This window comes from Novosphingobium taihuense, assembly GCF_007830315.1.
GTDB classification, from domain to species: domain Bacteria; phylum Pseudomonadota; class Alphaproteobacteria; order Sphingomonadales; family Sphingomonadaceae; genus Novosphingobium; species Novosphingobium taihuense.
The window spans coordinates 17,070-31,110 of record NZ_VLKJ01000002.1 but is presented as its reverse complement, the minus strand read 5'-3'; the positions used below and the strand labels follow the sequence as shown (position 1 = coordinate 31,110).

General features: G+C 62.4%; 10 protein-coding genes. 5 read left to right on the top strand and 5 right to left on the bottom strand.

Translation table 11 applies throughout. The annotated features are described in order from the left end of the window. Positions 1 to 175 precede the first annotated feature (175 nt). The 3 genes from IQ25_RS05150 to IQ25_RS05140 are packed head-to-tail and all read left to right on the top strand — an operon-like array spanning position 176 to position 4,399. Positions 176 to 2,557, top strand: coding sequence for a TonB-dependent receptor (locus IQ25_RS05150; RefSeq protein WP_144903297.1), 2,382 nt, complete (start codon positions 176 to 178; stop codon positions 2,555 to 2,557). Further along, positions 2,557 to 3,309 (top strand): SDR family NAD(P)-dependent oxidoreductase, encoded by a 753-nt coding sequence (locus tag IQ25_RS05145; RefSeq protein WP_144903294.1) that lies wholly within the window; start codon positions 2,557 to 2,559, stop codon positions 3,307 to 3,309. The genes IQ25_RS05150 and IQ25_RS05145 overlap by 1 nt, the downstream gene beginning before the upstream one ends. A gap of 4 nt (positions 3,310 to 3,313) precedes the next feature. Continuing rightward, complete coding sequence (locus tag IQ25_RS05140) at positions 3,314 to 4,399, top strand: DUF1214 domain-containing protein (protein ID WP_258536951.1); 1,086 nt, start codon at positions 3,314 to 3,316, stop codon at positions 4,397 to 4,399. Here IQ25_RS05140 and IQ25_RS05135 read toward each other — a convergent pair. Next, positions 4,396 to 5,628, bottom strand: coding sequence for an SLC13 family permease (locus IQ25_RS05135; protein ID WP_144903289.1), 1,233 nt, complete (start codon positions 5,626 to 5,628; stop codon positions 4,396 to 4,398). The genes IQ25_RS05140 and IQ25_RS05135 overlap by 4 nt on opposite strands. 10 nt (positions 5,629 to 5,638) lie before the next feature. Further along, on the bottom strand, positions 5,639 to 7,171 hold the full coding sequence (locus tag IQ25_RS05130) for a malonate--CoA ligase (protein ID WP_246415631.1): 1,533 nt from the start codon (positions 7,169 to 7,171) through the stop codon (positions 5,639 to 5,641). A 94-nt stretch (positions 7,172 to 7,265) separates the two neighbouring features. Between IQ25_RS05130 and IQ25_RS05125 the strand changes: the two genes are divergently transcribed. Both IQ25_RS05125 and IQ25_RS05120 read left to right on the top strand, forming a co-directional pair. Continuing rightward, positions 7,266 to 7,946 (top strand): GntR family transcriptional regulator, encoded by a 681-nt coding sequence (locus IQ25_RS05125; RefSeq protein WP_144903286.1) that lies wholly within the window; start codon positions 7,266 to 7,268, stop codon positions 7,944 to 7,946. 245 nt (positions 7,947 to 8,191) lie between these two features. Then, entirely contained in the window at positions 8,192 to 10,435 is a 2,244-nt protein-coding gene (locus tag IQ25_RS05120; RefSeq protein ID WP_144903283.1) for a TonB-dependent receptor, read from the top strand. 165 nt (positions 10,436 to 10,600) lie between these two features. On the opposite strand, the gene IQ25_RS05115 is transcribed toward IQ25_RS05120, so the two are convergent. The 3 genes from IQ25_RS05115 to IQ25_RS05105 all read right to left on the bottom strand — a co-directional run bounded on the left by IQ25_RS05115 (position 10,601) and on the right by IQ25_RS05105 (position 14,035). Further along, the gene (locus IQ25_RS05115) at positions 10,601 to 11,386 is read right to left on the bottom strand and encodes an SDR family oxidoreductase (RefSeq protein ID WP_144903281.1); all 786 of its coding nucleotides are present in this window, start codon (positions 11,384 to 11,386) and stop codon (positions 10,601 to 10,603) included. A 103-nt stretch (positions 11,387 to 11,489) separates the two neighbouring features. Beyond that, positions 11,490 to 12,893 (bottom strand): TolC family protein, encoded by a 1,404-nt coding sequence (locus IQ25_RS05110; protein WP_181447187.1) that lies wholly within the window; start codon positions 12,891 to 12,893, stop codon positions 11,490 to 11,492. After that, positions 12,890 to 14,035: an HlyD family secretion protein gene (locus IQ25_RS05105; RefSeq protein WP_144904172.1), complete on the bottom strand. Its 1,146-nt coding sequence runs from the start codon at positions 14,033 to 14,035 to the stop codon at positions 12,890 to 12,892. The genes IQ25_RS05110 and IQ25_RS05105 overlap by 4 nt, the downstream gene beginning before the upstream one ends. Between the last annotated feature and the right edge of the window lie 6 nt (positions 14,036 to 14,041).

The following is a 14,041-nucleotide window of genomic DNA, read 5'->3' as shown; positions in this document are numbered from 1 at the left end:
GGTCGCCCTCCTTGCTGCAATGGCCATTCTGCGCAGACATTAGCTATTCAAAAAACGCATTCAGCTACGATTTTCAAGAATCGCTTGTCAATCTCGTTTCAAAAACATAGACATTCAACCGAATTGGAATACGCAACGGCGTATCTGAACGAATCCACGAGAGGGAGAGGACATCGTGAGGAATCTGCTTGCCGCCACGGCATTGAGCTCGCTTGCCTTTATCGCAGGCCCCGCATTCGCACAGGCTGCCCCGCAGGACGCTGCTCAGGATAGTGCTGCCCAGAACGACTCCGGCATTGGCGAGATTGTCGTCACTGCGCAGAAGCGTTCGGAGAATATCCAGAACGTGCCGATCGCCATCTCGGCGGTCAGCAGCCAGTTCCTAGAGACGCGCGGCATCACCTCGATCGACAGCCTCGGCTCGATCGCGCCGAACGTGAAGTTCGAGCGCGCGCCGTCAAACAAGACGATCTCGCAGATCGCCATTCGCGGCTCGGTCACGATCAACCCGGCAGTGACCTGGGAACCGGCGGTCGGCCTCTACCTGAACGGTGTTTATATCGCCAAGGCACAGGGTTCGATCTTCGACGTGGCCGATCTGGAGCGCGTCGAAATCCTGCGCGGGCCGCAGGGTACGCTCTATGGCCGCAATGCGCTGGCAGGTGCCGTGAACCTCGTGCCCAAGATGCCGAGCGGCGAACTGGGCTTCAAGGGAGAGGTCAGCTACGGCAACTTCAACTACTGGAAGGGTCGCGCCGTGCTCGACCTTCCGGCGATGGGTCCGTTCTCATTGAAGCTTTCCGGCCAGATCCAGAAGCGCGACGGCTTCATCAAGCTGACGCCGAATCCCTATCCGCAGGCAGTTGCCGCAGGGCCTGCCCGCACAGGGCGCACAAATGATCTCGACGGCAAGAGCGGCATGGTGCAGCTGCGGTTCAAGCCCGAAGGCAGCAACTTCACTGCCGATTACATGTTCGATTATTCGAAGTTCGACCAGCGCCCGGACTATGCCCAGCTGATCCGCGTGAACCGCAATGGTCGCCCGGAAGACATCTTCGATCCCAACTCGCCAGGCTATGCTTTCGGCGGTGCGTTCTTTCCGCTGAATTTCTACGATCGTGCCGACCGCCAGTCGACCGCCTCGCTTGACGCCAACCCGCTTTACGAACGTTCACGGACATATGGACATGCGCTGACACTCGCGCTTGATCTGGGCGGTGCTACGGTCAAGTCGATCACGGCCTATCGCAACCTGAAATGGGCGGACTCGATTGACCTTGATGGTTCGCCGCTGCCCGTGGCTTTGACCCAGCGCGATACCAGCTTCCACAGCTGGAGCCAGGAACTGCAGGTTTCCGGACAGGCCATGAGCGACAAGCTCAAATACGTGGCGGGCGTGTTCTACTACAAGGAAAAGGCTGAAACACTGGGGCCGCAGAGCTTTTTTGGCGGCGGTGCATCCTATCAGTCGGATTATGGCTCGAACACCGAGGCTTTCGCGGTATTCGCCCAGCTTGATTACAACTTCACCGACGCGCTGAAGGTCACTCTCGGTGGCCGCTACACGCACGAAAAGAAGGACGTGCGCCGCTTCCTGCGCGTCAACTTCGATCCGGCAAACGGCATTTTCGCGCCCACAGTGGCGGCGAACATCCCTTATGGCGGCGTGCCGGATGCGAAGTACAACCGCTTCAACCCGGCCATTACCCTCGCATATCAGGCAAACCAGAACATCAACCTTTATGCGCGCTTCGCGCAAGGCTTCAAGTCTGGCGGGTTCAACGGTGAAACCAACGACTTCCGTGCGCCGACCGCTTCGTGCCCAACCGGCGCGTTCGAGCTTTGCAATCCCTATCGCCCCGAAACGGTCGACAGTTACGAAGTCGGCGTCAAGACCCGCCTCGCCGATGGCAAGGTGATCTTCAACGTCGCCGGCTTCTGGGACGAGCACAAGGACATCCAGCTTTCGGTCTTTACGGCCAATGGCGCTGCCTCCTCGATCGTGAAGAACGCCGCCTCGGCCCGCATCCGGGGTCTCGAAATCGAGACGGTACTCCGTCCGATCGACGTGCTGACGATCAATGGCTCGCTCGCGTTCCTCGACCCACAGTACAAGAACTACATCGAGGCGGTGAACGGCGTTGATACCAACGTTGCCAAGAACCGCGCCTTCCCGCACACGCCCAAGACGACGGCTGCAGCAGGCGTCGATCTTCGGGTGGCGCAGGGCAACTGGGGGCGCCTGAACGTCAACGGCGATATCAATTATGTCTCCAGCTACTACACCTTCCCCTATGCGCTGGTGACGACCAACCCTTCGGCACAGAACGCCAACAACACCAGGTCGAAAGGCCGCACGATCGTGAACTTGCGCGCTGCAGTTTCGGAAGTGCCGCTGGGCGGGGCCAAGGCCGAGCTCGCGCTGTGGGTCAAGAACCTGACAAAGGAACGCGATCCCTCAAACTTCATCGACTTCGGTCCGGGGTTTGGCGGCCTTACGGTGGGGTACTTCCCCGATCCGCGCACTTATGGCCTCACGCTGGGCGTGAAGTTCTGATGCTCTTTGCGGGCAAAAGGGCGCTGGTGACCGGCGCGGCCTCTGGAATAGGCCGCGCCACTGCCATCCGCTTTGCAACGGAGGGCGCTGCGCTCACCATCGGCGATCGCAACCTTGCAGGGCTCGAGGAGACGGCGGCGATGATTGCCGCCGCTTGCCAGTCTGCGCCCGTGGTGCAGGCCTATGATGCGACTGACTACGGTTCGTGCCGCGCGCTGGTGGCTACCGCCGCTCAGGGCGGTCTCGACATCGTCTGCAACATTGCCGGTCTGCTCAAGTGGGGTCCGTCCGACACGTTCGCAGCGGAAGACTTCGACCTTCTGATGCACGTCAACGCAACCAGCGTGTTCGTGATCTGCCAGGCAGCGATGCCGCACCTGCTCGAAAGCAAGGGCAATATCGTCAACACCGCATCGACTGCAGCGCTGCAGGGCCAGCCCTACAACGCGGCATATTCGGCATCGAAACACGCGGTGGCGGCGATCACCAAGGGCCTCGCCATCGAATATGCGGCGGCAGGCGTGCGGATCAATGCCATCTGTCCGGGGCATGTCATCACCCCGATGACCCAGAACACCCTTCCCCCCGAGGGCGTGGACTGGGCACTGATGATGCGCAACGCGCCCAAGCTGGTTGACGGTGCGTGCCAGCCCGAGGACATCGCCGAGATGTTTGCATTCCTGGCCAGCGACAAGGCGCGCAAGATCACCGGCTCGCTGTTTACGGTCGATGGCGGTCAATTGGCAGGATGAGACCGTGACTGCCCCCTCCACCAATGTTGGTTCTCTGGACCATGTCTGGCGCAAGTTCTGCGCACAATTGGCCGAAGCGGGTGACGTTCTCGCCCGGCCGTCCACGCCGATGAGCGCGCTCGATCAGGCTGAGGGCCTGCGTTACCTTAGCCGCCTTGCGCGCACGGCGCTCAACATGCTGGTCGACAGCGCTGACCCCGATTTTCCGCGCCTGTTCCTGCTGTGCGACGACAAGATCAAGATCGGTGCGGACAATCCCGACAACCTCTACCAGCAGTGCGTCGTGCGCGGTGATCGCACCTATCGCATCACCGGCAAGCGCAACTCGGTCCCCTATTTCTCGATCGGCAGCAAGGCCAACCGTTACGCCATCGACGGCACCATGGCCTCGACCGGCGAGATCGAGTTTGCGCAGATGGAATTCGGCCCGGACGGTACGTTCGAGATCATCGCCAGCCGCGATCCGCAACCGGGCAACTGGCTGCCCATGGCCGATGACACTACTCTGCTGATCGTGCGTCAGACCTTTGACGACAAGAAGACGCAAGTCCCCGCCGACATCACGGTCGAGCGGATCAGCGCAGGGCCCGCAGTGCCCGCTTTGCTGACGCCCGAACTGATCGAACAGCAACTCATGGCGTCAGCCGCATGGGCCAAGGGAACCGCGAACACTTTCGCCAACTGGTCGGAATGGTTCAAGGCCCACCCGAACCAGTTCTATGACGCCCCGCAGGAGATATTCTGGAAGGCAGGCGGCGATCCCAACATATGGTACGGGCACTTCTACTTCGATCTCCAGCCGGGCGAGGCTCTCGTGATCGAGACGCCAGTCCCCGACTGCCGCATGTGGAACTTGCAGATCGACAACTGGTGGATGGAATCGCTGGACCACGTTCACCAGAAGGTCTGGCTCAACAATTCCATGGCAAAGTACGAGGCGGATGGCCGCGTGGTCGTGGTCTGCGCCGATGCGGACCCCGGTTTTGGCAACTGGGTCGACCTAGCGGGCCATCGCTCGGGCACTGGCCTTTGGCGCTGGATCAATGCGGCTGAGAACATCGTGCCATCGATGCGGGTGGTGAAGCTCTAGAGGCTGCCAAGTCCCACAAATGCCGCCCAGGCCAGCAACGGTCCTATGCCTACGATGATCGCGGCATAGCCCAGCAGCTTGCGCAGCATCGCGGGCCGCTCGTCCTCAGGTGCATTGCCGACGATCAGCGCTCCATTGGTCGAGAAGGGCGAAGTATCGACGATGGTGTTTGCGATGCAGATGGCGGCGACAACCGGCATCACCGGCAATTGTCCTGCGGCAAGGATCGGAAGGCTGAGCGGAATGATCACGCCCAGCAGCGCTGTCGAGGAGGCGAAGGCCGAGACCACGCCTGCGAGATAGCACAACAGCAGCACCGCCAGCATCGGCGAGCCGACGCGTTCGATCATCGCGCTGACCGCATCAAGTGTGCCGATCCGGTCAAGCAGGCTGACATAGATCACGATCCCCGAAATCAGCAGGATCGTCGACCAGTCGACCTGCTTTAGCGCGCCATCCTGCGTGCGCGGCGCGACCACGGCTAGGGCGAGGATCACCAGCAGTGCCATGAACCCGATGTCGATCTTGAACAGCAGCGCGCCTGCTGCCAGCGTGGCAAGGCCAGCAAGTGTCCATGCACCGTTGCGATCAAGTTCAACGGGTTCGAGGTGGGATTCATGCCCGGCGCCCGCCACCGCTTCACGCCGGATGAAGAATGCCCAGACCAGCAGGGCAATGGCAGCGTTGAACGCAGCGCTGGCAAGGAACAGGTACTGCGCATCGGGCGCGATACCGCTTTGCCCGAGCACTTTGGCAGTGATGCCGCCATAGATCGAGATCGGCGAGAAGCTGCCCGCCTGCGCGCCATGAACGACGAGCAGGCCCATCATCAGCGGCGAGAAGCCATGGCTGCGCGCGAGCCTCATGGCCACCGGCGCGACAATGGCAACGGCAGCAGGCCCCATCGCGCCAAGGCCGGTCAGTGTGCCTGCGACCATGAACACCAGCAGCGGCACCAGAGCCGTATGGCGTCCAAGCAGTGCTGCGGCCCGCGCGACCAGCCAGTCGATCGCACCATTCCGGCTTGCGATGCCGAACAGGTAGGTAATACCGAGCAGGGTCAGGAACAGGTCCGCCGGGAATCCTGCCAGAATGTCCTTGACCGGAAGGCCTGCGCCGAAAACACCAAGAGCCAACGCTGCGGTAAGGCCGATCAGCCCCATGTTGACTGGGAGCCAAACCGCCGCAGCAAAGATCGCGACGAGGATCGCGATGGACAGGAGGATCATCGCGCTACGCTCAACCCGCGAAAAGGCCCGCGTGAGCCTCGCGCAGCAACGCCTTCTGCACCTTGCCCATCGTGTTGCGCGGCAGTTCGTCCACGAACACCACCGCGCGCGGTTGCTTGAAACGGGCGAGGCGGTCGGCAAGGGCGCTGGTCACGGCCGTTTGATCCAGTGCAGGATCTGTCGCCTTCACTACCGCGACGACGGCTTCGCCCAAATCTGCATGGGGCACGCCGATCACTGCGCTCTCGGCAATGCCGGGAATCTCGTCCAGCGCGGCTTCGACTTCGGCGGGGTAGATGTTGAAGCCCCCTGCAATGATCAGGTCCTTGGCCCGCCCGACGATATGGACGTAGCCATCCGCATCGATGAATCCGAGGTCCCCGGTGATGAAGTAACCGTCTGCCCGGAATTCCTCGGCGGTTTTTTCGGGCATCTGCCAGTAGCCCCCAAAGACATTGGGGCCCTTGACTTCGATCACTCCGATCTCGCCCTGAGCCAGCGCCGTCCCGCTTTCCGGATCGGCAATGCGCAAGGCCACGCCCGGCAACGGGTACCCGACGCTGCCCGGCTTGCGCGTGCCCTCATAAGGGTTCGAGGTATTCATGTTGGTTTCGGTCATGCCATAGCGTTCAAGAATGGCATGGCCGGTCAAGGTGCTGAAATCCTTGTGCACTTCGGCCGAGAGCGGTGCCGAGCCCGAGATGAACAGGCGCATCCCCTGCGCAAGTTCGCGCGTGAAACCGGGCTGGGCGAGCAGGCGGGAATAGAATGTCGGCACGCCCATCAGCACCGAGGCCTGGGGCATGAGCCTGACCAGTTCACCGGCATCGAACCGTTCGACGAAGATCATCGCAGAGCCTGCGGCAATCGTCAGGTTGGTGGCAACAAACAGGCCATGCGTGTGAAAGATAGGCAGGGCATGGAGTAGCCGGTCTGCGCTGGTGAAGCGCCAGTAATCGAGCAGCGTCAGCGCATTGGAGGTGAGGTTTGCATGGCTCAGCATGGCCCCTTTCGAGCGACCGGTAGTGCCGGAGGTGTAGAGGATCGCCGCAAGATCGCCGGCTTCAACCGGCACCGCATCGAAAGTGTCCGGTTGCCCCACAGCGGCATCGACCAGCGATCCGGCGGTGCCCGCCGCATCGAGCGTCAGCAGGGCGGGAACGCCCAGGTCGCTGCACAGCGCTGCCATTGCCGCTTCGTCCTCTGTCCGGCAGAGCACCAGCGCAGGCTTTGCATCGCCCAGGAAATAGCGCAACTCGCCCACGGTGTAGCCCGTGTTCAGCGGCAGATAGACCGCGCCTGCCTGAAGTGCCGCCAGCCAGGTCAGCAACGCGGTCTGTGATTTCTCCACCTGTATCGCCACGCGGTCACCAGGCTTGACGCCTGCCGCGCGGAAGGCATGCGCCAGTCGGGCAGACTTCCCGCGTGCTGCAGCATAGCTCAGGGCAGCTCCGTCAGGCGAGATCAGGAACGGCGCGTCCGGGTTGCTGGTGCAATTGGCAAGGAAGAGGGACAGAACGTCCTGAGCAGCGGATTGGGACAACAGTAAAGTCCTTGAGGCATCTTGCCGGATAAGGTTGTTTGCAGCCAATGTGTATGCAATATTCCAATAATCACATTATCGAGCATGCATCAACATGAAATCCGAACCTGACGTGGGCCCTGCCATGCTGCTATCCGATCGCATCAGGCTGGCCCTGGCTGACGAGATCACGACTGGGGCGCTTCTCCCCGGGGCACAGCTGGACGAACAGTTGCTTGGAGATCGCTTCGGCGCTTCTCGGACGCCGGTGCGAGAAGCGCTGCGCCAGTTGGCGGCGTCCGGCCTTGTCGAAATGCGGCCTCGCCGCGGCGCGGTCGTCGCAGAAATGACCGCTGAGCGCATATTCGAGATGTTCGAGCTGTCAGCCGAGATCGAAGCGATGTGCATTCGCCTTGCAGCATGGCGCATGACGCCGGTTGAGCGCAGCGCTTTGCGGCAAATTCATGAGGATTCTGCATTCGCCGTCGCGCGTGGTGATGTCGATGAATACGATCGGCTCAACTGGCGCTTTCACGATGCGATCTACCAAGGCACGCACAATGCCTATATCGTCGAGCAAGCAAAGGCTCTGCGGGAACGCATGGCTGCCTTCCGTCGCGCACAGCTGCGCAAGAGCGGACGGCCCGAGCGGTCGCGGCACGAACATGGCGAACTTGTCGAGGCTGTGATGCGCGGTGATGGCGAGGAAGCGGCCAAGCTGATGCGCGCGCACATGTTCAATGCCTCAAGCGCTCTCGAAGGCTTTGCTCGTCAGGTCGAGAAGAAATCTTACTGACCTTAGTTGCATGCACAAAGCCAAAGTATCGATAGGTTAGCATGCGCAGGATCGATATGTATCGATCTGTGCATTTTTGCCTTGCGCTGTCAAAGTCGGTATGCAAGGCAAGGCCCATAACGTTCGCGTGCATACACACTGCAACGCGAGGGGAGGCCTGAAGCAGATCGTCCGGAATGGAGGCTGGATCCCCCTCGCATGACAGCGATGTCTCGCGGCAGCATCTGCTTTGTGGGAGGATACCAATGAGAAAACTGCAACTCACCTGCCTGGCCTCGGTTCTGGCCCTGTCTGCAACATCGACCTTTGCACAGGAAGCGGCCGAACAGCCCGTGGACAGCGGCGACATCATCGTTACCGCCAATCGTACCGAGTCACTTGCTTCCAAGACGCCTGTGGCGCTCACTGCAGTGGCAGGTACGGCCCTCGTCAGCCAAGGCATCACCAACCCGACCGCCCTGGCCGAAACCGTCCCCAACCTTTCTATCGACCGTGCCAACGGCCTGCAGATCACCATCCGGGGCGTGACCAGCACTGACGGCACCGAAAAGGGTGATCCTTCCGCTGCATTCATGCTTGACGGAATCTACATTGCCCGCCCGCAGGTTCAGGAAGTCTCATTCTTCGACATCGGCCGCGTCGAAGTGCTGCGCGGCCCGCAGGGTACGCTCTATGGTCGCAACACCACGGCAGGCGTGGTCAACGTGATCTCTGCCAAGCCGAAGCTCGACAAGTTCGAAGGATCGGTCGACCTCAATTATGGCAACTACAACACGTTCCAGGCCACTGGCGTGATCAACGTCCCGGTCAGCGAGAAGATCGCGCTGCGCGGCGCGGTCAACTATGATCGCCGTGACAGTTATCTCAAGGCGGGCACGGGGTTCACCTCACGCCTCAGCCCGTTCAAGGAAAACCTGTCGCTTCGCGGCTCGGCCCTCTTTGACCTGGGTAGCGGCGAACTCGTCGTCCGTGCTGACTATTCCAACATCGATGGCACGACCGTCAACGCCCTGCCACTCAGCAACGTCTACTCGAACGTCACCACCAACTTCGTCAATCCGACCTACATCGGCGGTGACCGTTCCTCGAGCGAGCTGCGCACGCTCAACGTGCCTGCCAATTTCGGCACTGATCGCAATAACAAGACCTGGGGCGTGATGGCTGACTTCAGCTACGACCTCGGCCCGGTCACGGTGAACTACCTCGGCTCCTACCGCGAATTCGAACGCCACGAAGATGGCATCAACATCCGTGGCCTCGGTGCCCGTGCCATTGCTACCCGGTTTGATGGCGAATACTGGCAGCAGAGCCATGAACTGCGCCTCGCCACCAATGGCGATGGTCCATTGAAGGCCCAGATCGGCGGCTACTACTTCGAGGAGAAGTCGGGTATCGGCTTCTACCTGCTCGGCCTGCTCAACCCGACCCCCAACGCGCCGGGCTACGTCTTCGGGTTCCCGCAGGATCCGACCAAGGCGAAGTCATATGCCGGGTTCGCGCAGGCCACCTACAGCCTGCAGGATTCGCTGCGTTTCACAGCCGGTATCCGCTATTCGCACGATGACAAGTCGCGCATCGGCAACACCGTCACCTGCTCGACCGTGGCCTGCAACCTGCCGACCGATACCAAGGCCAACAACAACGCCGCGCGTTCGTTCAGCAAGACCACCTGGCGTCTCGGCCTCGACTATGACGTGAACGCCACGACGCTGCTCTACGCCACCGTCTCGACCGGCTACAAGGCAGGCGGCTTCAACGACGGTTGCAACACTGCAGAGAACGCTTCGTGCAACCAGAACCGCACGCTCGGCGCGCTCTACTACGAGCCAGAAACGCTGACCTCGTACGAAGCCGGTCTGAAGACGCGTCTCGGCGGCGGTGTCCGTCTCAACCTCTCGGGCTTCCACTACGATTACAAGAACCTGCAGGTCAGCCAGGTCGCCACGTGCACTCCTGCAGGCGGCCAGTGCCAGGTCACGACCAATGCGGCGACTGCCAAGGTCGACGGCATCGAACTCGAAAGCAATATCCAGGCTGGCGACAACGATCACTTCGACGTTGCCGTGGCATGGCTCAATGCCCGCTATGGCAACTTCAAGCCGAACCTGATCATCAGCGGAGCTACCGTCGAGCGTGACTGGAAGGGTCTCGACCTGGACCGTTCGCCGCGCTGGACGGTCAACCTCAACTACGTCCACACCTTTGATATCGGTAGCGCTGGCACCATCGATGCGCAGATTCGCACGCGCATCAGCACCAGCTACCAGTTGGCGGGCCTTGCCAACGTCCAGCAACTCAAGCAGCCGGGCTTCTCGAAGACTGACGCGAACCTGACTTACAACGCGCCAGACAAGAACTATTATCTCCAGCTCTTCGTGAAGAACCTGGAAGACAACGTGACCGTCTCGTCCATCGCTTCGGGTGCAAATGGCACAGTCCAGCTTGCCGATCCGCGCACCTACGGCGTGCGCGCTGGCATCAAGTTCTGAACTCGGCTCCCTCGCCAGCCTGGACCAGCGTGGAATCAGGGCGGCAAACAGCAGGCGGGCGGGGCAATAGCTCCGCCCGCCTTTCTGTCTCGATGCCTCAACAGGTCGTGAAAAAAAGGCTTTGAGCGAAGCGAGGCCCAAGTCGGGGCAAGAGGCCGCATGCCATCAGCGCTGATCCAGCCGCGGTTCCACCCGTATCAGCGAAACCGCCGTTCGGCGGGGCTGGGTGAGCATGAAGTACGTCGCCGTGGCGATGTCCTCGGCGCGCAGCATCTGCCCGTCATTGATCATGTCGCGCTGGTCTTGCGCCGAATGTTCGGGATACTGGAGGTCTGCACCAGTCAGCCCCGGCTCGATCAGGCCTACCTTGATGTTCTTCGGCGCCATTTCCTCTCGGAAGGCGGCGGCAAAGCCCTGCACGCCAGACTTGGCCGCCACGTAGGTTGAGCTGCCCTTGCCCCGCGACACGGCGGACATCGATCCGATCAGAACGATGTCGCCCCCCGTGTCGCTGCTTCCACTCATCCGCCGCGCCGCCTCACGCGATGCGATCACGTAGGCGACGAGATCGGTCTCGAGCTGGTAGCGCAGTTCCTCCTCGTTCACCTCCATCGCGGTCCCGGCCGGAACGGCGGCGTTAATGATCGCCACGTCTAGCGCGCCACCCAAGGCTGCATCAGCTGCGCTCCAGAAGCGCCGCATGCCTTCGGGCGTGGCCAAATCGACCGCGACTCCATCGCCACGGCCCACTTCGTTGATGCGCGCCAGAGCATCGGCGAGGTGGTTCTCGTCCCGGCCGCACACGAAAACCTGCGCGCCCTCGCTCGCGAGCAGCACTGCGATTGCCCGTCCAATGCCGGTCGTTCCGCCAGTCACGACTACGCGCTTGCCCGCAAGGGCTGGCTGCTGGGTATGTGCGTCTGAAAGATTGGTACCGGTCAGGCTCGCCATGGAAAACTCCGCAAAGCGGTCGACGCAACCGCCGACCCATCCACGCTGAACCCTCCTCCGCCGCGCAGTATCCACGAGAAGCCGAAAAAACCGGCTTAATGCTTTAGAGCCCCAGCTGCTCCCGGTCGGCCAGAGCGGCAACGAGTTCCGCCTGCGAGGCGGCATGGCGATAGTTCGCGTCGATCTCGCGCACGGTGGCATCGGCCAGCGATTCTTCGCGCAGGTTCACCACAAGGAAGTCGCTTGCGCCGAGGGAGAAGCGGCGGCGCTCGGCTTCGGCCATCTTGCGGGCGAGGGCGGCCTCGGCGGTGGCGAGCCCGGCGAGCTTTTCTGCGCCCTTCACTTGCGTGCGGAGGTTGGCAATCTCAACGCCGATCTGTTCCTCCAGAAGGCGCAGCCGCAGCGAAAGGGCATCCTGCTCCGCCGCCACCTCGGCAATCCGCCCTTTGGCTGCCCGCTGTTCGAGCGGCACCGAGAAGCGCAGGCCAACCATCCCCTCGGTCGGCGTGCGAACGGGCGATCCCGCGCCGATGTCCTTCGATGCTTCCACGCGCACGTCCAGACGCGGCTTCAGGTCGTTCTCCGCAAGGCGCGCGCGGATGCCCGCCTGCTCGATCCGCGTGAGCAGCGACTGCAGGTCGGGTCGCGCTGCGATGGCCGCGCTTTGGTCGACAAGGCGAGGGGTGACGCTGTCACGCAGTCTCGGCGGCAGGCGCTCCGCCGACGGCACGACCGGTTGCCCCAGCCCGTCGCGCAGGAACAGCGAAAGCGCATTTGCCTGCAGCTCCAGATCCTGTTCTGCGCGCACCAAAAGTGCCTGACGTCGGACGATGTTCTGCTGGTTCTCGGTGCCGAGTATCGAGGGGCGGGCGCCCAGTTCGATCTGGCGTTCGATGGAAGCCTGCCGTTCCTTGGCCAGATCGTAGATCTCGCGATAGATGCGCACGCGCATGCCCGCAGCCACCCACAGCTGATAGGCCTCGATGGCGCGCCGCTGGACGCCGATGGCGACCAGATCGCGGTCCAGCTCGGCCAGTTCGATGTCTGCTCCTGCCAGTTCGCGCCGCCCGCGCCGTTCGTCGATCACCCGGTCGCGCAGGAGCGAGAACAGCATCCCGGCCTTGATCTCGCCCAGCTCGTTGGTGATCGACTTGCCCTCGTAGGAGGCAAAGTCGCCGAACGACTTGCGATAGCCGCCATAGACCTGTCCGCCGTTGTTCTGCAGCGGACGATAGGCCGAAACTTCCGCCGTCGATCCGTTGTAGTAGCCCAGCGGTCGCGCCATGGCCTCGGCATTGAACACAAGGTCGAACTGTCCTTCGGCACTTAGCGCACGGGCATCGGCCTGCCGCTGCCGCGCCATCGCCTCGAGGATCTGCGGCGCGTGCGTGGCCGAGGATTGCAACACCTCGCGCAAGGACAGCTCGCCCTCCTTGACTGCCTGCGCCGCTGCCGGAGCCGCAAGCGACAGGAAGGCGAGGATCGCGGCCACGATCCGGAAGATCATTTCTCTTCCTCGCCCCCGCCGTAATCAGCACCGCCATAGCTGTCCGACTTGCCGCCGCTCTTGCCCTTGGTCGCTTCCTTGTCGGTCAGCGCCTTGAGCGCGGTGCCCTTGCGTGGGCCGGTATCTACCGGGACCGGGAATTCCAGCGGGAAGTCATTGAGCTGCCGCCACAGTTCGTAGGCGATGGTCACCGTCTCCATCTGGATCCAGCCACGCACCTTCGATCCCAGGCGGACGTAGTTGTCGTCCGGCCAGGCAGGCTTGCCCGGCATCGGCTCGACCAGCACGCGGAACAGCCCGGTGTTCTGCGCCGAGGGGTCGATTGCCAGTACGCGCCCGTCGAACATGCCTTGTGCCACCGATGGCCAGCCGCTGAACTGGATTGCGGGCCAGCCCTCGAAGTTCAAGCGCACCGGCTGTCCACGCCGCACCAGCGCCACGTCGCGCCCGTCGACCAGAAGTTCGACCACGCGTTGCTGGCGCTCCGGGGCAATCGTCGCCAGCCAGTCGCCCGCGCTGACCAGCGTTGCACCGGCGGCGGTGTTGAGTTGCTGGATGCGCCCGTCACGCGGCGCGCGGACCAGCTGTGCCGACTGACGGTTCAACCCGATGTTGGCCTTGTTTAGCTTGGCCCGCGCTTCGGCCAGCTTGGCTTCCATCTCGGCCACCTTGATCTGCGTGTTTTCGTAGTCGCGGCGGGCGGCAAGACCGTCGGCATAGAGCTGCGACGTGCGCGTCACGTCCAGTCGCGCCGTCGCCAGCGCCTGTTCGGCTGCCGCAATCTGCGCTACTACCTGCGCGCGCTCGGCAGCAAGGCTGGCAAGCAGGTCGGGATCGTTGTCGATGATCCGGGCAATCGGATCGCCCTTCTTTACCTGCTGGCCATCGACCACGAACCAGCGCTCGACCCTGCCCGGCACCAGTGCGGTCACCTGCTGCACGCGGTCCTCGGGGTTGAGCGCGATGACCTCGCCCCGGCCGGGCGCTGTCTGGACCCACTTCACTGCGAAGAGCAGGATCAGCAGCAGCGGAATGGCCACCGCGATCATCCGCCCCAGCGTGCGGGTGGTGCGCGGCACCTTCAGGCCGGCCAGCGTCGGGAAGGCGGACAGGTCGTGTCGCACTGACGTTCCAGGGATCATGGCCAT